Annotated in this window: 26 protein-coding genes and 1 pseudogene; 12 read left to right on the forward strand and 15 right to left on the reverse strand. The window is 55.7% G+C overall.

What is annotated here, in order from left to right; genetic code table 11:
- Window positions 1–85 precede the first annotated feature (85 nt).
- Together RC85_RS09475 and RC85_RS09480 are read right to left on the reverse strand one after the other, a co-directional pair.
- Window positions 86–397: a type II toxin-antitoxin system RelE/ParE family toxin gene (locus tag RC85_RS09475; protein WP_068261676.1), complete on the reverse strand. Its 312-nt coding sequence runs from the start codon at window positions 395–397 to the stop codon at window positions 86–88.
- Entirely contained in the window at window positions 394–645 is a 252-nt protein-coding gene (locus RC85_RS09480; RefSeq protein ID WP_068261761.1) for a ribbon-helix-helix domain-containing protein, read from the reverse strand. Before RC85_RS09480 ends, RC85_RS09475 begins: the two co-directional genes overlap by 4 nt.
- A 441-nt stretch (window positions 646–1,086) precedes the next feature.
- Between RC85_RS09480 and RC85_RS09485 the strand changes: the two genes are divergently transcribed.
- Both RC85_RS09485 and RC85_RS09490 read left to right on the forward strand, forming a co-directional pair.
- Window positions 1,087–1,284, forward strand: a complete 198-nt coding sequence (locus RC85_RS09485; protein WP_149752592.1) for a YbbN family protein — start codon at window positions 1,087–1,089, stop codon at window positions 1,282–1,284.
- A 30-nt stretch (window positions 1,285–1,314) separates the two neighbouring features.
- Window positions 1,315–1,653, forward strand: coding sequence for a hypothetical protein (locus tag RC85_RS09490; protein WP_149752593.1), 339 nt, complete (start codon window positions 1,315–1,317; stop codon window positions 1,651–1,653).
- A 38-nt stretch (window positions 1,654–1,691) separates the two neighbouring features.
- Here RC85_RS09490 and RC85_RS28425 read toward each other — a convergent pair whose 3' ends face one another.
- Window positions 1,692–1,871, reverse strand: coding sequence for a hypothetical protein (locus RC85_RS28425; protein ID WP_235033169.1), 180 nt, complete (start codon window positions 1,869–1,871; stop codon window positions 1,692–1,694).
- Here RC85_RS28425 and RC85_RS29020 point away from each other — a divergent pair.
- The 5 genes and pseudogenes from RC85_RS29020 to RC85_RS09515 form a co-directional block, all read left to right on the forward strand.
- Window positions 1,815–1,976 (forward strand): annotated as a pseudogene (locus RC85_RS29020) (very short patch repair endonuclease); the annotation flags it as partial. The gene RC85_RS28425 and the pseudogene RC85_RS29020 overlap by 57 nt on opposite strands.
- Before the next feature lie 105 nt (window positions 1,977–2,081).
- Entirely contained in the window at window positions 2,082–2,297 is a 216-nt protein-coding gene (locus RC85_RS28430) for a hypothetical protein (protein WP_068261687.1), read from the forward strand.
- 1 nt (window position 2,298) lies between these two features.
- Window positions 2,299–3,291: a restriction endonuclease gene (locus RC85_RS09505; RefSeq protein WP_068261689.1), complete on the forward strand. Its 993-nt coding sequence runs from the start codon at window positions 2,299–2,301 to the stop codon at window positions 3,289–3,291.
- Window positions 3,292–3,373: 82 nt separating this feature from the next.
- Window positions 3,374–4,513: an ImmA/IrrE family metallo-endopeptidase gene (locus RC85_RS09510; RefSeq protein ID WP_068261693.1), complete on the forward strand. Its 1,140-nt coding sequence runs from the start codon at window positions 3,374–3,376 to the stop codon at window positions 4,511–4,513.
- A 2-nt stretch (window positions 4,514–4,515) separates the two neighbouring features.
- Window positions 4,516–5,031, forward strand: coding sequence for a DUF4411 family protein (locus tag RC85_RS09515; protein WP_068261696.1), 516 nt, complete (start codon window positions 4,516–4,518; stop codon window positions 5,029–5,031).
- 932 nt (window positions 5,032–5,963) lie between these two features.
- Here the strand turns inward: RC85_RS09515 and RC85_RS26755 are convergent.
- The 4 genes from RC85_RS26755 to RC85_RS26760 all read right to left on the reverse strand — a co-directional run bounded on the left by RC85_RS26755 (window position 5,964) and on the right by RC85_RS26760 (window position 6,970).
- On the reverse strand, window positions 5,964–6,116 hold the full coding sequence (locus RC85_RS26755; RefSeq protein ID WP_157593907.1) for a hypothetical protein: 153 nt from the start codon (window positions 6,114–6,116) through the stop codon (window positions 5,964–5,966).
- Between the two features lie 93 nt (window positions 6,117–6,209).
- Entirely contained in the window at window positions 6,210–6,521 is a 312-nt protein-coding gene (locus RC85_RS09530) for a type II toxin-antitoxin system RelE/ParE family toxin (protein ID WP_068261705.1), read from the reverse strand.
- Window positions 6,518–6,769: a ribbon-helix-helix domain-containing protein gene (locus RC85_RS09535; RefSeq protein ID WP_068261708.1), complete on the reverse strand. Its 252-nt coding sequence runs from the start codon at window positions 6,767–6,769 to the stop codon at window positions 6,518–6,520. The genes RC85_RS09530 and RC85_RS09535 overlap by 4 nt, the downstream gene beginning before the upstream one ends.
- A 51-nt stretch (window positions 6,770–6,820) precedes the next feature.
- Window positions 6,821–6,970: a hypothetical protein gene (locus tag RC85_RS26760; RefSeq protein WP_157593908.1), complete on the reverse strand. Its 150-nt coding sequence runs from the start codon at window positions 6,968–6,970 to the stop codon at window positions 6,821–6,823.
- A gap of 480 nt (window positions 6,971–7,450) precedes the next feature.
- On the opposite strand from RC85_RS26760, the gene RC85_RS09545 reads away from it, so the two are divergent.
- On the forward strand, window positions 7,451–8,704 hold the full coding sequence (locus tag RC85_RS09545) for a class I SAM-dependent methyltransferase (RefSeq protein ID WP_235033170.1): 1,254 nt from the start codon (window positions 7,451–7,453) through the stop codon (window positions 8,702–8,704).
- Window positions 8,705–8,841: 137 nt separating this feature from the next.
- On the forward strand, window positions 8,842–9,357 hold the full coding sequence (locus tag RC85_RS09550) for a hypothetical protein (protein WP_068261713.1): 516 nt from the start codon (window positions 8,842–8,844) through the stop codon (window positions 9,355–9,357).
- Between the two features lie 20 nt (window positions 9,358–9,377).
- On the opposite strand, the gene RC85_RS09555 is transcribed toward RC85_RS09550, so the two are convergent.
- The 5 genes from RC85_RS09555 to RC85_RS09575 all read right to left on the reverse strand — a co-directional run bounded on the left by RC85_RS09555 (window position 9,378) and on the right by RC85_RS09575 (window position 13,854).
- Complete coding sequence (locus tag RC85_RS09555) at window positions 9,378–10,073, reverse strand: metallophosphoesterase (protein ID WP_068261716.1); 696 nt, start codon at window positions 10,071–10,073, stop codon at window positions 9,378–9,380.
- 20 nt (window positions 10,074–10,093) lie between these two features.
- The gene (locus RC85_RS09560) at window positions 10,094–11,392 is read right to left on the reverse strand and encodes an MBL fold metallo-hydrolase (RefSeq protein WP_068261718.1); all 1,299 of its coding nucleotides are present in this window, start codon (window positions 11,390–11,392) and stop codon (window positions 10,094–10,096) included.
- 257 nt (window positions 11,393–11,649) lie between these two features.
- Window positions 11,650–12,015, reverse strand: a complete 366-nt coding sequence (locus tag RC85_RS09565; RefSeq protein WP_068261721.1) for a hypothetical protein — start codon at window positions 12,013–12,015, stop codon at window positions 11,650–11,652.
- Complete coding sequence (locus tag RC85_RS09570) at window positions 12,012–12,362, reverse strand: hypothetical protein (RefSeq protein WP_068261723.1); 351 nt, start codon at window positions 12,360–12,362, stop codon at window positions 12,012–12,014. Before RC85_RS09570 ends, RC85_RS09565 begins: the two co-directional genes overlap by 4 nt.
- A 439-nt stretch (window positions 12,363–12,801) precedes the next feature.
- Window positions 12,802–13,854, reverse strand: a complete 1,053-nt coding sequence (locus RC85_RS09575) for a helix-turn-helix transcriptional regulator (protein ID WP_068261726.1) — start codon at window positions 13,852–13,854, stop codon at window positions 12,802–12,804.
- A gap of 212 nt (window positions 13,855–14,066) precedes the next feature.
- Here RC85_RS09575 and RC85_RS09580 point away from each other — a divergent pair, with 212 nt between their 5' ends.
- On the forward strand, window positions 14,067–14,792 hold the full coding sequence (locus RC85_RS09580; RefSeq protein WP_149752595.1) for a hypothetical protein: 726 nt from the start codon (window positions 14,067–14,069) through the stop codon (window positions 14,790–14,792).
- A 202-nt stretch (window positions 14,793–14,994) separates the two neighbouring features.
- Entirely contained in the window at window positions 14,995–15,729 is a 735-nt protein-coding gene (locus RC85_RS09590) for a phytanoyl-CoA dioxygenase family protein (protein ID WP_068261735.1), read from the forward strand.
- Window positions 15,730–15,840: 111 nt separating this feature from the next.
- On the opposite strand, the gene RC85_RS28235 is transcribed toward RC85_RS09590, so the two are convergent.
- Genes RC85_RS28235 through RC85_RS09605 form a run of 3 tightly spaced genes read right to left on the reverse strand, consistent with a single transcriptional unit; the run spans window position 15,841 to window position 19,368 of the window.
- Window positions 15,841–17,565 carry a BCCT family transporter gene (locus tag RC85_RS28235; RefSeq protein ID WP_068261738.1) on the reverse strand — a complete coding sequence of 575 codons (1,725 nt, stop codon included), beginning with the start codon at window positions 17,563–17,565 and terminating at the stop codon, window positions 15,841–15,843.
- A 10-nt stretch (window positions 17,566–17,575) separates the two neighbouring features.
- On the reverse strand, window positions 17,576–18,415 hold the full coding sequence (locus RC85_RS09600) for a methyltransferase domain-containing protein (RefSeq protein ID WP_068261741.1): 840 nt from the start codon (window positions 18,413–18,415) through the stop codon (window positions 17,576–17,578).
- The gene (locus tag RC85_RS09605; protein WP_068261744.1) at window positions 18,412–19,368 is read right to left on the reverse strand and encodes a glycine/sarcosine N-methyltransferase; all 957 of its coding nucleotides are present in this window, start codon (window positions 19,366–19,368) and stop codon (window positions 18,412–18,414) included. Before RC85_RS09605 ends, RC85_RS09600 begins: the two co-directional genes overlap by 4 nt.
- A 147-nt stretch (window positions 19,369–19,515) precedes the next feature.
- On the opposite strand from RC85_RS09605, the gene RC85_RS09610 reads away from it, so the two are divergent.
- A complete protein-coding gene (locus RC85_RS09610) occupies window positions 19,516–20,109 on the forward strand; it encodes a MarR family winged helix-turn-helix transcriptional regulator (RefSeq protein WP_200836743.1) in 594 nt (197 codons plus the stop codon).
- The last annotated feature ends 14 nt before the right edge of the window (window positions 20,110–20,123 follow it).

Genomic DNA, 20,123 nt, shown 5'->3' on the forward strand with positions numbered 1-20,123 from the left:
CCAAGATCGACCATCAAAAGCTACGCGATCGGGCAATTCGAGGCCTTCGTCTCTATTCGGCGTGCTCAACCGCGGCTCCAACAAACTATCTACTCGATTTTGGTACGCCGTCAGAAAACATCGTGATCCAATCTCGTGACCCGTGGATCACGTTGGCGACTTCGATGCCGCCAGGCATCGGGTAGAAGAAAATGACATAGTCGTTCGCCGGTCGCGGTGGCGAGAACACGCGAATGCCGGGCAGCAGGTCTTCGCGGAGCGTGCCGACGTTCGGGTGATCGGCAAGCACTTGAAACGTGCTATGCAACGCTTCGAGAATCGCAACGGCGTTGCTCGGGCAATCGGCGATCTCGTCAAGATTCGCGTTGGCGTCGTCGGACAGACGATAGCGGCTCACGACTGCGACCGAGTCGCCGCCTTCGCTTTCAATTCATCGAAACGAGCAGCCAATGCGTCGTCGTCGTACTCCGTGAACTGTCCATCATCGAGTTGTCGTCGGCTCTCTTTCAATCGCTGAACCAACGCTTCGCGTTTGCGGAGCAAACCAACGCCCGCGTCGATCGCTTCGTCACGTGACGCGAACACGCCGCCGGCGACCTGTCCATCGACGTAGGCTTCGTTTTCGGGGGAAAGTGATTGGCTCATTTGCGATTTCTCCTGGGACACTTGGGCGACCTTCATTCTATCAAGCAGCAATCATCGCGTCGAAGCCCGATTCTGAACGATCGTTTTGATGATCCCTTTGGTCACGTCGTCCAGAGTGGACCACGATTGCAGAACGATGCGCAAAGTGGAGCAATTTGAGATTGCTTCGCATTCTGCTTCGGGTATACTCTTGCCATCCCCTTTTCGTTGGGAAACACCGAGCAGGTTCGAGTCCTGCCGGGGGAGCCTTCGTGGACAGTAGCGAAATGCTGCTGCCCACCAGTTAACGCCAAAGGCCGATGCACCCGCATCGGCTTTTTTGCGTTTCGACCCGTGTTTTACGGGGCTTTCGCTCGCGGGTGTTTTTTTCGGTTGCGTCTTGGACCAGGAAAAGGGGAACGGGGTAATTCTTCGGTTTTGCAAGCAGTACGAGTTTTCATTTTGAAAACTAGCCTTTTCCCTCTTTCCGGAGCCGACATCGACTACGTCAACGAGAAAGGATACCAAGTCGATTCAACGCCGACGTTCATGGTGTTCGTTGATCGCAAGTTGCAAGAGCAGCGTTCGGGCTTGCTTCGCGGCGATCGATTGCGAGCGTTCTTAGATCGCTGGGGGATTTACCGACAACGAAGGCGATGACGCCGACCGTACCGACGACGATTTCCACCCTTGGAACAATCCCAGACGCTGGAATCGCCGCCTAATCCGCGACCGCATCGACAACGCCAAAGACCGCTTCGCATGGTGGCTGCTGGGCAAATGGCTCGGCTTCGCCGGTGGCGCAGTGGCGATCGTGTTCCCGTGGTTGTTCTTTATCTTCCGAGCGTTACGCAAACTGCGTGGTTTCGAGAGCGACGGCTGCCCGGCGAACCGACCCGCATCTCGGCGACGATCGCCAAAACGATCGCGAAAACCATCGACACGGCGAAAACAGGCAAACCGCAGCAATTAGTGGCGGTCGCTGGCACCTGCCATAGCGTACATGCGTACGCTAAAGTGTATGCCTAGTTACCCCGTTGTTCGTGTGATCGCTCTTGGCTGACTCGCTATCCAAGGCCGAACGCAGTCGGCAAATGTCGCTGGTTCGGTCCAAAGATACCAAACCGGAATAGATCGTTCGCCGCGTCACGTTTTCGCTCGGATATCGTTACCGATTGCACGGCCGAGGCTTGCCCGGTCGCCCCGACTTGGTGTTCCCGAGTCGCCGCAAGGTGATCTTCGTTCACGGGTGTTTCTGGCACCGCCATCGAGGTTGCCCCCAGTGCCGAACGCCGAAAACCCGCGTTCAATTCTGGACGGACAAACTCGAGGGCAACAAACGTCGTGACTCCCAAACGAAACGAAAGCTGACCCGGTTGGGTTGGCGGTATTTGGTCGTTTGGGAGTGCGAGACGAAGGAGTCACAGGAAACTAGCCGAACGGAGCGTGGGGATCAGATGACCGATAAAGAAGTGATCGAACGTTTGCGAAGCGAATGTGAAACAATGCGATCGAGGGTAGACGCATTGTTGTCTTGCGAGGAAGCGATTGAACATCTCGTTGAGCCTGATGTTTTTGGCGAATCGTATCGCGACCTATTAAAGAGTGACACTAACGAACTGGCCGAAGCGATAGGCATGGCCGAGGCATCTTTGCTTGGCGGCGACGAGTAATATGGAGTCGTTTGTCTTTCGTGTCGGCGAGCTCTATTCCAACGAAGAAATCTACACCCAACTATCGGTTGGCAACTCGGGCGGGATTCGCGTTTCGCTCGGTGAAGACAAGCTACCGCATCGGTTGGTTGTGATGACCCAATCACACTCGCGGCAATCGACTAGCGAGAATCCGTACTCGGACCGTATCGAAGGTGATGTTCTCGTCTACACGGCTGCGGGCAAAGAAGGCGATCAAGCGTTGAGCGGCGTCAATCAACGGATACCGCAGCAGGTCGAACATCGCTTTCCGATCTATTGTTTTTCACGCATGACATCGCGGCGTGAGAGCCGTGGCAATCCAAGGCAATGGAAGTTCATGGGACTGCTACAGTTCTTGCGCTATTTCCCGAGTAAACAGATTGATGTTCGGGGCGACCTGCGATCCGTGTGGCAATTTGACCTGCGTGTTCATGCGATCGACGTTCCTGTTGACCCGTCAGACGATCGGGTAGTTGGTGAGTCCGTGTTGTCAGAACCAACCGACGACGATGATCGCGAGATTGATTCCCACGAAGATGGCTCGATGGACCCTGCAATCGTCGAAACAGAGCGAAAGCGTTTGCTCGAACTTCATCCTGAAGCGTTCGAGCGAACAGTGCGTGATGTTGTCGCCGCGAGCGGCTTTCGGGACGTCTGCGTAACGAAATATTCAAACGATGGCGGAATTGATGTGACGGCTTTTGCTGGCGAGGCGATGTGGCCGCTGGGCGACATGCAACTGCAAATTCAAGCTAAACGTTGGCTTCACGCGGTCGGTCGTCCCGACGTTGCGAACCTGCGTGGCAGCTTGGCACCGTTCGCGAGTGGTGCGGTGGTTACGACTGGACATTTCTCGAAAGCCGCAATTCGGGAATCTGTCGCTGAAGGAAAGCGACCAATTGTCCTCATCGACGGATACCGATTTGCCGCGTTAAGTTACAGTCGATGCAATCCCGCCAATCCGCGAAATTGACCTGAACTTTGACTTCAACCCCCGACTCGACGAAAATAGACTGATAGCCGTAAACCAATCGCCAGAATTTTCCGAAGCCTGAATGCCAAACTACGTGGAAGTCGAACCGAGAATCCTTGAGTGGGCGGTCGAAAGATCGGGACTACTTGCGGATGACTTTCGCCAGCCCGTTGGTGACTGGATCGCGGGCAATATGCAACCAACGTATCGCAAGCTAGAAGATTTTGCGAAGAAAGCTCGCGTTCCATTTGCGTACTTGTTCCTTACAGAGCCCCCCGAAGAAACGCTGCCGGTGCCGGACTACCGGACTCGCGACGACGAAGGAGTGCGTCGGCCCAGCCCAGATTTGATTGAGACGATCTTCGAGATGGAGGATCGCCAAGTTTGGATGCGAGAATACCTGCTTGAGAACGGCGTTGAAAAATTGCCTTTCGTTGGTCAGTTTACGGTGCAAGATGACGTTCCGGATATCGTTCAATCTATCCGACGCTATCTAAAGTGGGACACGGATTGGACGCGAGGCCTTTCTGGTAGCGAGGACGCCCTTCGACGGTTGCGAGGTCTGATCGAAGAGGCAGGTATTCTAATCTTTATCAATGGCGTTGTTGGCAACGACCCAACCCGAAGCCTTGCCCCTGATGAATTCCAAGGGTTTGTTTTGATTGACGACTTTGCCCCGCTGGTATTTGTCAACGGGGCCGATGTGAAAGCCGCCCAGTTGTTCACCGTTGCCCACGAGATCGCTCACGTGTGGTTGGGCCAAGGTGCAATTTTTGACGAAGACAATTTGTTTGATCCCACGGACGAACTCGAAATCAAGTGTAATAAGATTGCTGCTGAACTACTTGTTCCGGCGGAACGGTTTACAAGCTTGTGGCGTGACCAGCCGCTAGAAGATGCGTTTGGCAGCTTGTCCAGGGAGTTCAATGTCAGCCCGATCGTCATCGGGCGGCGTGCTTTAGAATTGGGGCTCGTCAATCAACGAGTGTTCTTCCGCTTCTACAACGATTACATGGAGCGTCTTCCAGCGAAGAAAAAGAGTTCCGGCGGCAACTTCTATTTGAACCAAAACACTCGTTTGGGAGGGCGGTTCGGTCGAGCCGTTGTCACCGCTGTTCGTGAAGGGCGACTGTCTTACACGGACGCGTACTCTCTTACTCGAATGCGTGGAAAAACCTTTGATCGTTACTCGAAGAATCTGCTTCAAGGCGGGAGCGAATAGACTTGCCCGGCTTTCTGCTCGACGCTGATGCGTTCATTCGATCGCACCACGATTTCTATTCTCCCGACTTTTGCCCTGGCTTCTGGGAGGCGATCTTGAGGGCGCACGACTTAAAGAGAGTCGCGTCGATCAAACAGGTGCGTCGAGAGCTGATCAGCGGGAAGGATGAGTTAGCGGATTGGGTAAAAAGCCAGACGCCGGCCACTTTGTTCAAAGAGGAACGTGATGTCAAGATTCAACGAAAGTTCACTGAAGTCATCGAGTGGGTTCGCCAGAACGACCAATATCATTTGACCGCCCGCAACCGATTCATTCGCGGTGCTGACCCGTGGCTGATTGCTTACGCATCGGTCAACGACTACGTGATTGCAACCTTTGAAGTCTCAGCCCCTGACTCGAAAGCAAAGGTCAAACTTCCGGACGTCGCCGACGCGTTCGATGTTCAGTGCGTGAATCCGCCTGAGATGTTGCGGCAACTTGGCGTCCGTCTTCGCCTGGCTAAAGAGAGCTTCAAATAAGAAGCTAAGCAACTCTCGTCGTTTGGGTTGGAGCTAACGTGCAGCCGTGTTGGTGTTGGAACACGCTACCGGCGATGGAGACTCCGCTTGCGGCGACAATCATCCTCCGGCGGCTCGTTCCTCGCTTGAAGCGCCTGCGGATGATTCACGCCGCTGCGCTCATTCGCTTCGGTCCTGCTCCTCCGCCGCGACACGTGGCCTCCGCTGGTTCCTCACTGCGCTGACAACATCAGAACGTCTCCGCCTACGTCTGTTGTTTTCCCGCTTCGCGGATGGACGTCATCACTTCGCCTCCGCTACTGCCGCCGCCTGCGTTCGTTCCTCACTCCGGCGACGACATCCGCTACGGCTACGCGATGACCACCATCCGCTGCGCTCGGGCCATCCTTGGCCCATCTTTCGGCGGCATCCCTGCCGCCGACGCCAGACTGTCCGCAAGCGAGATTCAAACGTCAATCGCTTCGGTCGGGTGGGGCCGTGGTGCGAACTGCCCCCGCACTTTCACGAGCGGTGCTGCGCCATCCATGGCTTCGCCGTTTCCTTGCGGGCATCCTGCCCTGGTGCCCTCGGCGGCTGGCGGGCTGGCGATTCAATGTTGGTTCGCTTCGATTCAGTTCATTGGTGGTTCAGACCGTTCCCCGTTGGTCCGCCGTCGGGATCGGCAACGCTCCCATCGTTCGTCGTGCAAACCGTTTCGCGTTGGAGAATCAATCGTGGTGCAAACTCTTTCGCTTCGGTCGGTCGCTTCCCTGCCGATCCCGATGCCCTCGGGCACGGGCGGCCGGCTCGCTTCGCTCGGCCTGCACTCCGGCCACCGCTCGCGGTCTGGTGATTCAAACCGTGTTCGCTTCGGTCAAGTTGATTGGCGGTTCAAACATTGTTCGTGTTGGTCCGCTTCCATGGCCTGCGTTCCGGCGGCATCCATGCCGCTGTCACCGAAGTAACAGTCGCCCATTCTCCGCCGACCCTCCATGATCGGCGTGCCTGCCGGCAGCTACCAGCGTGCGGGCGTCCTGCCCATTGTGGGCGACGGCATCCATGCCGTCGCTGCCGTCGGCTGCGCCGCCGGGAGTCCAGTCAGTCATCCAGCGTGCGGGCATCGTGCCCGGTGTGCGGCGGCATCCTGCCGCCGAAGAAACACCGATCGCCTTCGGCGTCGGGGTTTTGATTCGGCGTGACTACTCGTTCGATCCGCGTCCGCCACTGGAAAACATCGTGATCCAATCTCGTGAACCGTGGATCACGTTGGCGACTTCGATGCCGCCGGGCATCGGGTAAAAGAGAACGACGTAGTCGTTTGCCGGTCGTGGCGGCGAGAAGACGCGAATACCGGGCAGCAAGTCTTCGCGGAGTGTGCCGACATTCGGATGATCGGCTAGAACTTGAAACGTGCTACGCAATGCTTCGAGAATCGCAACCGCGTTGCTCGGGCCGTCGGCGATCTCGTCCAGATCAGCGACAGCGGCGATCGCCAGACGATAACGGTTCACGACTGAGACCGGGCTGCCGCTTTCGCTTTCAGCTTTTCAAAATGTGCGGAAAGTGAGTCATCGTCGAAGTCAACAAATTCGCCGTTGTCGAGTTGTCGCCGACTTTCTTGCAGTCGTTGAACCAACGCTTCGCGTTTGCGGAGCAAGGCAACGCCCGCGTCGATCACTTCGTCGCGTGAAGCGAACAGGCCACCAGCGACCTGCCCATCGACGTAAGCTTCGTTTTCGGGTGAAAGGGATTGGCTCATTCTTCGTTCTCCTGGGACACTAAGGTTCACAACCATTCTATCAAGCGGCAATCATGGCGTCGAAGGCCGATTCTGAATGATCGTTTCGATGATTCCTTTGGTGACGTTGTCCAGAGTGGACCAACGCTGCACTAAGCCGCGTAGGTTGGAATCGGTGGTGAGTGCTTCGCATTCCGCTTCGCCTATGCCGCAAGAGTCCATTTTTTCCAGGGAAAACCCGCGTTGATTCGTCTCCTGCTGGGGGAGCCTTTGTGGACAGTAGCGAAATGCTGCTGCCCACCATTTAACGCCAAAGGCCGATGCACCCGCATCGGCCTTTTTGCGTTTGATCCCGCAATTTGCGGGACTTTTGCACGCGGGTGGGTTTTTCGCTTGCGTCTTGGACGGTTCGGGCACTGTACCAAACCATGCCTTTCCCGCCGTCTAGGCCCGCCAGGACGACCGAATCTCTCGAAGTCTCTGGGTTAACATGGGCACCCCAGTTAACGAAATTCGGCGGGCAGAGAAATAGAGTTCGAGACGTTTGCCAAATTTGCTTGGTAGCCTCAACGAAGTCGTTTTTCACGGGACGGTAAGATGAACCTTGGGCGAATCTATAGGCTCTTAGGTTCGGTAACGGTGGGTCGCTGTTTTGCTGATGAATTTTCCTTCTTTGACGATGTGGGCACGGAGCCAACGACGATGAGTGATGAACTTTCCAAACGAGAGCTTTCTGAATTGGGTATTCGCGATGATTGGGATGACTCGCAGCCGCAGGTGTTGTTTTCTACCGATGGTCGGGGGCGGTGGTGGAAACGGGTTTGGGCGGTTCAGTGTTCGCAGTCGATTTTGATTCGTGAACGATGCCAGGGTGCCCAAGGTCACGATGGCGATCATTGGTGCTTCCAGTCCGACGGGTCGTATTTCTACAAGCCGCACGCATCGGACCCGCGAAGTCAAGAGACCGGTTGTGCGAGTGTCCCGCCAGGGAGTTCGAGTTATCGCACGCCACTGGAAATGAGTCGGTATCGCTACAGAAAGTTCTATGAAGACTCCGAGGTGACGGACCCGGCGGAGATCGAACGGTTGGAACGTGGTGAGTTGGGTGGGAATGAATCGTCAACTGGCCCGGCGTCGGCCGAAGACGTTGAAGAACTTCGCAGACTCGGGCGACTGCCAAGCGATGAACGGAAGGCACGTCGCGATCGGGCATCGGCGATTACCTTGCGGACCAAAGATTTCTCCGACAAGTCGACGGTCACCGACATCGAAACTCGCTTTGACGCCGAAGTGGAACGGTTTAGCAACTTGGAGACCGGACAGTCCGCGACGATCGACGCGCCGCTGTCGATGCAATTGATCACCGAAGCCGCCGTGCGATTGACTCCTGAAATCAGTCGCGTGCTCGACATCGGCTGCGGTGCTGGCAACAACACGTTGAAACTGCGAGAAGTTTACGGCAAACCGTTTGCGAGTGACTTGCTGGACTTGAGCCAGCCGATGCTCGACCGGGCCAAAGAGCGTGTCGGACAAGTCGGGATTGAAACGGCCCGACTTTGGCAGAGCGATTTTCGTGAAGCCGATTTGCCGACCGAAAGTTACGACGTGATCCTGGCCGCCGCAGTGCTGCATCACTTGCGAGACGACGAGGATTGGCAAGCGGCGTTCGGGAAGATTTGGTCGCTGCTCAAGCCCGGCGGGTCGGTTTGGATTACGGATTTGGTCGTGCAAGAGACCGTGCCGGTTCACGAATTGATGTGGTCACGTTACGGCGATTATCTCGAAGGGCTTGGCGGTGGCGAGTACCGTCAAAAGGTGTTCGACTACATCGATCGCGAGGATTCACCCCGCAGCGCAACCTACCAACTCGAACTACTCCGCCGAGTCGGATTCGATCACGTTGAACTGTTGCACAAAAACAATTGCTTCGCCGCGTTTGGGGCTTGGAAAGAATGAGCGGTCGAGATGCCTGGTCGAACCAAGCTGAAATTCGGGGACCACGAGAAGCGTGATTTCCTATTTCTCGATCAGCGATGACCCAAGCTTGTCAGATGTCTGTGGTATTCGTGAGTAGTCTCTTGAATCGGATAACGATGCTCAAAGAAAAATGGCGATGTTCTTTTCGTGACCAAATCGACTCTCGCACGCTTGCTTCGTTGTTGACGGCGCACCAGCGTTATCGTCATGACTTGGCGAGGCGGCGAGAGTTGCCGTTTGCAGGAGCTTACTACTGGATTCCGACCCCAGACGGCGATTGGTGCTTGTCGGTGTGGCCAAATGCGTTTTACGAAGACGGCGAAGCTGGTCATGTCGATGTTTGGCGAGACTTGGCTTTCATTCTTGCCGGGCGATTTCCGGTCGAACCGAACGAGATAATTCCAGCGATCGAGAATTGTCCGTACGGCTTGCCACGGGGACGTGTCGTGAAAATGGGCGACGGGCGTTGGGGGGTGGCCCATGGGAATGACCATCCGGTCGGTCTTGATTTGGAAGCAAGCGTGGCGGATGCGTTCTGCCTGGGCGATGTGAAGCCAAAATTCTTTTTCGACGACCATGAGCAGATGCTTTCTTGCGATCGCGTCACCGTTCGCCGGGCGTTGGGAATCTGAGCACGACAGCGTTTATGCCGCTACTTGGATTTTGAATCTGACTCGTTCACCCACCAAGTCATACCGGTCGCGGGTTCGTGGGCCGTCAGGCGTCCTTCAAAACCGCAAGCGGTGTCGATGCACATCACGTGTCCCCAATGCCTAACGGACTGCCTAGCCGAGTGTCCGATGATGACAAGCTTGCCGGACATGTGAGGCGCCGGCGGTTCGTCGTCGATGCTCGTCCAGCGGAGCAATCGGGAAGGTTGCTGATTCATCGCGATGAATGGGTCGTAACATGCGTGCGTGAAAATGTGGTGCTCAGTTTCAAAGAACGGCAAGCATCGGTTTAGGAAATCCCAGTGTTCATCAGGCACGTAGGAAAGGTTGCTGCCGTGGAACCAAGCATCGTAGTCATAGGAAGCGAGTGTTTGATCGCCGCCTTCGTATCGGAACCGGTCCAGCGAATGTTCGTTGTGCCGCGATTCGAGCATCATCTCATCGTGGTTGCCGAGGATCGAAAAGACACGGCAGTGTTCGCCAAGTTCAATCAACGTTTGGATCACGCCGCAGGCATCAGGCCCGCGGTTCACGTAGTCGCCCAGCGGAATGATGGTGTCTTCCACTTGCGGCTGAATCTCGTCAATCAATCGTCGCAAGGCGTCGGCGTGACTGTGAATGTCACCGATCGCAATGGTGCGGCCCGCGGCGGTGGTTTCTGATTGCTCAAGCGTCATGCGATTGGTACTTCCGTGCGTTAGAGGTAGATCAGCTGGCCGTCCGTTGCGGTGACCACGTTCTCGAAGTAGTCGCGGAACCGCTGCGGATCGAATGTGTGATTAGGGATGATCGCTTTGGCGTCGATCGCTTGAGTGAACTCGACAATGTCCGATGACAAAGCATGGCCGCTGGTGTGCGCATGAACGATCTGTCCGCCCGTGGCCGCCAGTGAGGTTCCGATCTGCTTCCATGACTTGCTTTCGCTGTATCCCTTCCATTTGGAATAGATGCAAAGCGAATCATTGGGAAAGCGACCGTCGAAGTCTTCGAGCATGCTCTCACGAAAAACCATCACAAAATCGCCCGGCGTTTCCAAGATTTCATCCATCTGAATCTCGAGATCGCGAAACATGTTGGTCACCTTTGTGTTTCCTCGCCGCTCAATTTTCCTTCGTTGCGAGAGTGGGTAGTAAACTCGTCCACAACCGTGACGCAGTGGGTTCTCGAGTTTGGCGTCGCGACTGACCATGTGAAGTGCGAACGCGGTGTATAGGTCAGCAACAAAGGTTCGCTTCGTTTCCTTGGCCGCATGAATGAATGCTCGCAGACGGTCGATGTGCTGTGGCGAGAAAGCCGCCAACACCAGCCCGAGCGTGTCTTCGGTATGCCAAGCGATTTGCGTTTGCAATTCCGTTTCCGTGGTCTCGCTTCCGTCATCGAAACCAAAATGTGTCCCTTCAACAATCAACGCGTCCAAACTCGATCCACCCAAGGCGTCGATCATCGCTTCGTGATCCTGCGGTCGGTTACCGTGCAAACGCAAATCGCCCGTGTAGAACAATCGCTTGCCATCGGCTTCGATCAAAAATGCCAAGCAACCATGGATGGAGTGATCGACCGAAAACGGCGTGATGGTGAAGTCACCAATCGTTTGCCGCTTTCCGGATCGCAGTTCACGAAACCGGTCCCTGGGGATCTCTGTCTGGTTGGCAAACACCTCTCCCACCAGCATCATCTTGCTGGTTCCCTTGCTGGCGTACACCGGAATCGTCGGAACGGTGTACTTCAGCAGGCCAACGTGATCGAGGTGCGCGTGCGAGAGCAAGATCGCATCAGGCTGGTCGTCGCCGGAGAACAACCCCGAAACACTCGGAGCAATTCCGCTGGTTTCGAGTTGGGCCGCTGTCTTTTGGCGTACCGTGGACGTATCGAAGGGATTTCGATTCTTGTCGAACAATGGCATGCCGACATCGAGAACGATGCGAGTCGTGCCGGATTGCACTTCGATGCAAGTCCCGCCGACTTCTTGGCTTCCGCGATGGATCGTGACTTGCATTTTAGGATTGATTCTCGCCAGTACGTGGAATTGAAAAGAGACTCCCGGAGGACCATGCGTTGTCTTCAAGCTTGATGTTGGCCGTCACCCCAAGTCGTGCCGGTCTGATCTGCTTGTCGCTTGCGGTCTGAATGGAAAACAGTTTGCGAACGAGGCAGCCAGCCGGCGGGATTGCACCAACAAGCTTCCCAAAGCGGGAACTGCCTGCCTCCGGGAGTCTCACACTAAGAATACCAGGCGACACTGACGCAGTTGGGTCAGCCCGACATCGAGCCGTGCAGGATATCTATCAACGCGGCGAGAATGACCAGTGTAAAAACGCTCATTGCAAAGATTCCTCCAGACCGATCTTTCGGGTTTAATAACGAAGTCGATCCGAAACCGGCAACGACGAACAAAACAGCGGCCGTCCACGCACCGATATAGGGAACATAGTCCTCGCCTTGGATCATTCGATCAAGCAGCGACGCGACTGCTCCGATCAAGCCACAGACGTTGAAGAGGACAACGACGACAAGCAGCCAGGCCGCACCCGCGAATCCACGTTGCAGCCCCGCTTCCAACGATTGCGAGATATCCGGCCGATCGGATCGACGAGAATTCCATGGATCTTTTCGCGTCATGATTCTGCCTGTTTGCGAATGAAGCATGTGATGTCCGCAGGTTCTGAATCGTTCCGGCGAATCCAGTCTGTCAGTTCGCCATCACGTTTCCGAAACGCTTCCTGGCTGGCCCATGGGCAGAACCCAACCGTGGGAGGCTCGCTGCTGGCATACAATCTTTCCAAATATTTGTCTTGGCAGATCGTCAGAACTCGGTTGAAATTCTCGATCGCACCGTTGGCCAATCCCAATTCCCAAAACTTTGGTTCGGCAGACTTCTTGATGTCTGCATCGAAGTTCAGCGTTTCAAACAATAGGCGGTACGTGAAGCACTCTTCGTCGGGCATCAAAGGCGATTGCTGGGGCATATCAACGTTCCTTCAAAACAGGGTTGTGGAAAGCCAAGTTTTGAAGGACGACGCCGACACGGATGGGTCAAGAGTGGACTGCGAAATTTCTGGGGTTTCCTCGCGTTTTACTTGCACGGGTTTTCATCCAGTACGCCAACGGCGTTAGACAACATAGCCCAGGGTTAAAGCCGTCAATCGCTTTGGCGATTTGACGCTGCAACCCTGGGTGGCGGAACGTCAGTACCATCTCCCGGTCCGCTCGCTTTTGGCGGCTTCGCCGCCAAAAGCGAGCAGACCGGGAGCGGAATGTGTGACCATCATCAACCCAGGGTTGCGGTTTGCTTCGCTACGCTCGCAAAACCTTAACCCTGGGCTATGTTGTCTAACGCCGTTGGCGTATTCGGCTAGGAACGGTAATCGAACTCGCACACTCGATTCCTGTGTCAGCTACGAAGATTTAGCAGTCCACGGTAGCGTTTGTGTCGGAATTATCTGAGATTGCTTTGCGAAGCTTTTCGATCACCGACAAGCGAAGCTCTTTCGGCTCGATAATTTTGACGCTGCCAGCCCATCCCAGAACCCAACGCTCGATTTCATCCAAGCCGTCCACCGTGAACTTCAGCGTGACGCAGCCATCACGGTGGTCGGTCGTCTGCTGGGTGTGGTGCCACTGAGTCTCAACAATCGTGCGGGCGACCGACGCGTCGAAACGCAGTTCAACGTCATAGCTTTGCTCGCCACGGTACACCGACCAAGCATTGCCGAAATATTCGCGAAGATCAAAGTCGTTGGGACGCTCGGCAACCGCACCCATCTGCCGCAGACTCTTAAAACGCGCGGCACGAAAAGTCTTCGGCTGCGATTCACCCTCGATGTGACCAATGACGTACCAAGCCTGTTTCAGCAGACAAAGCCGGTAGGGATGAATGGTCAGCTTGACCGGCGAATCCTCGTACGGCGACTCGTAGACGCCCGTCACTTGGTTCGCCCCCAGCAAAGCAAGCTGGATCGTCTTCAGAATTTCCCCGTGCCGACTGTGATCCGCCAGTTTCAAGTCGAAGACATCCACCAAACTCATCGCATCGGCAATGACTTGTTTGGTTTCATCCTTCGATGCCGATGCCAAACGGGTTGTCGTCGGAGTCGCCCCCAACCCAATGTCGAGTCCTGGTGCCCGGCTAATCGCGGTCGCAACCGCCTGCCCAAGAGCTTCTTCGTCGGTCAACATCAACGTTGGAAACCGATAATCCGACCGAACCCGATAGCACTGTTCTTCTTCGCTGAAATAGAACGGAACGCCACAAAATTCCAACACGTTCAGATCGCGATGAACCGTCCGCGTGGAGCACCCAATCTCCTGAGCGATCGCCGTCACATTCCATCTTCCCCGCGACTGGATCAAATTCAAAATCTGCAAAACCCGAGCAATTCGCTCGCTCTGCCGCACCCGCCGATCCGCATCCCGCCGCCCCGGAATGTTCGCCGGCACCGTCGTTTTCTTCTTTCCCATCGGAGCATTGTAGCAGTCGGGACTGACACGGTTGGGTCAGGGCAGGTGGTTCGCCGAATGATTGCCTCTGTTTCCTCATGGTGACGAAACTTTGATAAACTCAAGGTCGGCGATACCAGCCAAACCCTTCCCCGATCAAAGCTGCTTTCATGACAAGCGACAGAGAAACAATTGACCTTCATTTGGGTCTGCACGAAATCCCAAAACACACGATGACAATCACCCGAATCAATGGAGCGATTGAACAGCTTTTTCCAAACTTGGAGGAGTTCATCGAAAACACCGAAGCGAAAGTACAACCGCGCAAGGATTACCCAATTGAGCGAGACGACGTGGGTGGTATCACTTCAAAAACTCAATTTGAAATCAAGATCGAGAGAGCACTTTGGTCTAAATACCATGAGCATAAATCTTCCGAGGCGTCGCCGTTTCTGCCGACTTGTCCTCGAATCGTTGGATATCAAGTTCCCTTGTTTAATCAAGATAACCAGCAAGGATGGGGCGAGATTGACCTAATAGGGGCTTCGCCGAACGGAATGCCGGTGCCTATCGAATTGAAGCAAGACACCGGAGAGAATGTTTTGAAGATGATCGTGCAATCGGCTGCCTACAGCATTGCGGTCCGGAAGGTCTGGAACTTACCGAATAGCCCGTTTCAAAAATGCTGGCAATCTTTGGCACTAGGAAATGAACTGCCAAAGGAGATGAGCGAAATCAACTGCATTTGCCTGGCGACGGAAGCCTACTGGAAACGTGCTCGTGGAAATGCGAGTGGAAGAAGGAGTGAGGGGCAAATCATGCCCGATTCATGGCCTTTGATAAATCGTCTGGTCGAGAAGTTCAGCGAACATGGAATCCAAGTATCTTTTGCCTCGGTAGTTCTCGCGCCGGAGTTGCCGACGATATCATCGTGCTCGCAAGAGCAACTGCCCATATAGGATCTGCTTGTACAAAGAATGAACATGCTGTTTGTGTGCAGCAAGAACCAGTGGCGGGCTTCGACGGTAAAAGTGATCTATTTGTGTGACGAGCGGATGTCCGTTCCTGCGGCAAGGCGAGGCATTGAATTTGCCGGATTGGAACTTGTCAACGCGGCGTTTTGTTCGGCGGGGGAGCGTATGATTTCGCGAGGCGGGCGTGATGGTTGAGGGTGATTTGGAGCGAGACGGGTTCTGTTTGTTGCGGAACGCGGTGGACGCGGGCACGGTTTCGCATCTGTTGGACGTGTGTCGTGATGTCTTTGAAGATGATTCCGACAACGTACGTGCTCGATCGAGCCGCGGGCATGTTTACGCGGCTCGGAATTTGATCGAAACGGTTCCTGATGTTTCGACGGTTTGGCAAAGCGATGCGATGTTGCGGTTTCTTCGTGAGCAGCTTGGGGATGAGGTTGGTTTGGTGCGAGCGTTGTTCTTCGACAAGCCACCGGATCGGACTTGGGCATTGGCTTGGCACAAGGACACTTCGATCGCGGTGAAAGACAACTCGATCGCATCGAGTTCGTTTTCAAGGCCGACGGTGAAGGCTGGTGTGCCTCATGTGATCGCTTGCGACGAGGTGCTGCGTCAGATGTTGACGCTTCGGATTCATCTTGATGAAGTGACCGAGGAAAACGGACCGCTCCGAGTGATTCCTGGTTCGCATGTTTCGAGTGACAGCGAAGGCGTGGGAATTGACGCGGCTGTTGATGTTCATGCGGCAGCCGGCGATGTGTTGGCGATGCGTCCGCTGATCAGTCACAGCAGTGGTTCATCGACGCCGGGAACGAAACGTCATCGGCGCATCTTGCACTTGGAATTTGCTTCTTCGCCGCGGTTGCCGGATGGGATGCAGTGGCACGACTTTGTTAGCCCGACGGCCCGTTTGGCTAGGTAGCTTTCGATGCGACTAGGCATTTCCAGGCGGTGCGTTGTTTAAACCAGTCGTATTCGGTTCACGAGCTTGGTGCGAGGCACGGCAGAACTCAGCGTCTTCGCGGCCCGTCGCTCAGCTAGCCTGCTGGCTCTTTGCTTCGTTTCGCAATTCGCGAAGCAAACCGATGCATGCGAGGATGACGATGAAGGTCATCGGCAGAGCGGCGGTGATCGACGCCGCCTGCAAAGCACTCAATCCGCCGGCGACCAACAGCGTTGCCGCGACGACACCCTCCGTGATCGCCCAAAACAAACGTGTGCCCAGAGGAGGGTTGGGATTGCCGCCCGACGCGATGATGTCGATCACCATCGACGCCGAATCGGACGAGGTGACGAAAAAGAGCATCACGCATGTGGTGGCAATCCCGATCGCCAGCGGGCCAACCCACGACGACGTGAACAACCCGGACAACATCGCGAACAAAGCGGTCGGCAACGTCGGTAGGATCGAATCCCCGTCCTGACTGATGATCGTGGCGTCCATGTACTGCACGGTGGTGAGGGATTTTTGTTGGCTCAATAACTGGCCTTCATCATTTCGTTTGACGCTCCCAGACTCGTCGAGCACGGCGACGTGATAAACGGGCAATCTGCTTGCATCGTTTTGGCCGTCTTCGATCGTTTGCACATGGCGACGATGTTCATCAAGGGTGGTGTTTCCGAACGCCGTCAACCACAAAATGCCCACCGCGGTTGGCATCAACAACACACCGATGACGAATTCGCGGATCGTCCGTCCGCGAGAAACCCGCGCGATGAACATGCCGACAAAGGGTGACCAGGAAATCCACCAAGCCCAATAGAAGACCGTCCATGAATTGAGCCACCGGCTTCCTTCGCGCGAGAACGCACCGGCTCGAAACGAACTGCTCGGCAGATACTGAAGATAGGCACCGATGTTGTCGCTGACCCCGCGCATGTACGACGACAATCCCGCCGCAGCAATGACCATCAGCATCAACAGCATTGCCAAGCCGATGTTCAGTTCGCTGAGGCGACGGATTCCCGTCCCCAGCCCGAGCATGACCGAAATCGTCGCGACACCGGTGATCCCGCCGATCAACGCAACTTGAACGCCGATCCCAAGCGGCATGCCGAACAAAAAAGCGAGTCCCGCGTTGACCTGCTGCGCGCCGATGCCGAGCGAGGTCGCCACGCCCAACAGAGTCGCCACGATCGCCAACGTGTCCACCCAATGTCCGACCCAACCGTTCACTCGATCGCCCAAAAGCGGATGCAACAGCGATCGGAAACTCAGCGGTAACTGCTTGCGAAAACTGAAATAGGCTAGCGACAAGCCGACGATCGCGTAGAGCGCCCAGGGGTGCAATGCCCAGTGAAAGATCGTTGTCGCCATCGCCAAACGGGCCGGCTGGACCCCGGCAGATCGTCCCGGCGGTGGATTGACCAGATGCTCAATCGGTTCCGCAACGCTCCAAAAAAGCAGTCCGATTCCCATGCCGGCGCTGAACAGCATCGCGAACCAAGACAGCCTTCCGAATTCGGGCCGATCATCCTCTTCGCCCAATCGGATGCTACCGTAAGGCCCCAGTGCCAAATACGCTGCCAACGCCAACAACCCGTTCAACAAAAACAAATACAGCCAACCGAAAGCATCACCGATCCAGTCGCGCACGCCGGCAAAGGTTTCCATGGCGGTCGCGCGGGGCAAACTGAGGCTGATCACCACCAGGGCCACGATCAGCGCGCTGGCCAGCGGGAAGACCACCCGGTGGAAATGGAAGTGCTTGCCCCAGTGAACGATCGGGCCGCCGGATCGACTGCAGTTGCGGGACATTCCCACGCCGCTACGACTTTTGGAACAAGAAAACGCCCCAGTTCAAACGACCGGCTCGACCGCCATCGATCCAGTGTCGCAGTCCAACCTTCATTCGCTCGAGGTAAGACGCCGAAACTTTTTCCGCCAGGGCAACCGAACTCGCGTCGGTCATTTCCAGCACCCGTGAGTAATGATTGATTAACTGCTCCGGCATGGCTTCGAAGCCGCGGTCTTGCCACCCCAGTTGCTCGGCCGCACGCTGGTAAAACTGTGTCGAGCCCAAGTCTGATAAATGAATGCGCTGCAGGATCGCGGTGAGCGATTCGGCGGGGCAATCATCCGCTCGCATCGGATCAGTAAACACAAACTGGCCGCCGCTGCGCAGAACGCGGTTCACTTCCCGCAAAACCCGCTCGCGATCACCGCTGTGCAAAATCGCGTCCTGCGACCACACCACATCAACGTGATCATCGTCCAGCGGGATCGATTCGAAAGCGCCGTCGATGACCTCAATTCGGTCCTCCAAACCGGCTTGCTGGTTCAATTGGCGATGCCGCGCGTTTTCAGTTTCTGAAAGATTCAGACCGATCACGCGGCACCCGAAATGGCGAGCGAGGTGCCGTGCCGCGCCGCCGTAACCGCTGCCGATGTCAAGGATGACCGACGATTCATTGATCCCGCTAAGTCGTTGGGTTAAATGTTCCACCGTGCGATGGCTGGCGCGGCTGATCGGTTCATCAGGTGATTGATAGATACCGATATGAATGTCCTCGCCACCCCATATTTCGGCGTAGAACGTGTCCGCGTCGCTGCTGTTGTAGTAGCGTCGGGCCGTTTCGGTCGCGGTGTCATAAGCGGACAAACTCATCGAGCGTCCTTTCGGCAGGATTGGTCGGTGTTTGATTGGTCGGTGTTTGATTCGTCAGTGTGTTCAGCAACGTTTTCAGCAGCATCCACGTGCCCGCCATCCGGCTTGGCTTGCAGCGCTTCGGGCACGAGCGAGTCGTAACACTTCTCTGCCACGTGGATGAAGAAATCCGGATCCGGTTCGTGATAGGTCTCTTGAAAATCGCCAAAGGTGTCAACGCGTTGAAAACCGACCTGTTGCATCAGTTCGCAGGCGTAATGCTTACGCAGCGGAAACATATTGAGGTGGTATTTCGATCCATCCGGAAACGAATAGCAGAACCGGGCCAGACCGTCGTCAACGTGCTCGGGTAGGGCCGAAATCTGCTCGCCACAGTAGTAGAATTTATGCTTAGAGTCGAAACCATGATCGAGGATCGCATCGTAGTTTCGCTGATCCAGAATCAGCACACCGTTGTGCTTGAGCGCGGAATAGAACTCGGCGAGTGCCTTTCGCCGATCACGTTCATTGAAGAGGTGAGTAAAGGAATTCCCCAGGCAGATCACGGCGTCGAAACGGCCGATCACATCTCGATTGAGCCATCGCCAATCCGCCTGGATCGTTCGCAGCACGTGGCCGCGTCGGCGTGCATTTTCAAAGGCTTTGGCCAGCATGTAGGGGCTGCCGTCGGCGCTGACGACCTCAAACCCGGCTTCGATCAACCGCACGGAGTGGAATCCGGTCCCGGTGGCCACGTCCAGAACCCGCTTCACGCCTCGCTTGCGGAGTTCTTCGATAAAAAACGAGCCTTCGGTTTCACTCCGCTGATCCCAATCGATCAGGTCGTCCCACTTTTCCACAAATCCGCGAACGTATTCATCTGTGTACTTATCGGTGTCGCGGACAGCGGTCGGGTCATCGCCATAGCTTTGCTGGCGATACTCCAGCAGCGAGGTCTCGGTTGAAATACTCATCTTTCACCGTTTCTTGCGGGTAGATTTCCATTGTCGAAGCTGATGGTCGGGAAGCCGCTTTTATGCTTTGCGTTCAAAGCTTCTCGATCAAGTGTCGGCAGCGTATCATATTGGTCGAGGAGCTACCAGTCGGATGGAAAATGGTCCATGCTGGCCAGCCAATTCCCGATCGCGTGCTCCGCAGAAAACATGAACGAACCGAACGACCCGCCAACCAAGATCCCGCCCAGTACCCCGCTCAGCCAGGAAGACCAAGTTGTCGCCGCGATTCGACAGATCATTCGTGCGGTTGACCTTCATTCCCGGCAATTGGTCGGTGGCCATGGTTTGACGGGGCCTCAACTGGTGGTGCTTAAGGAAATCGCTTGCCACGGCCCGATTGCCCCCAGCAACGTCGCGCGACAAGTCCACCTCAGCCACGCTACGGTCACGGGGATTGTGCAGCGATTGGAACGACGCGGTTTGGTCGGGCGTTCGCGGAGCGACAAGGACCGGCGCAGTGTCTTGATTCACGTCACACCTGACGGCGAGTCGCTACTGGATCATTCTCCGTCATTGCTCCAGGAACGGTTTCGATCAGCTTTGTCCGAATTGCATTCCTGGGAACAGTTGCAGATTCTGTCGACGCTGCAACGGGTCGCCACCTTGATGGACGCCGATACGATCGACGCTTCCCCACACTTAACGCCGGGTGAAATCGGCGGGGCCGAACCCGATGCCGATTTGGATCAAGTTGAGTAGCGAGCCTTGGCTGG

This window comes from Rubripirellula obstinata (assembly GCF_001642955.1).
GTDB lineage: Bacteria > Planctomycetota > Planctomycetia > Pirellulales > Pirellulaceae > Rubripirellula > Rubripirellula obstinata.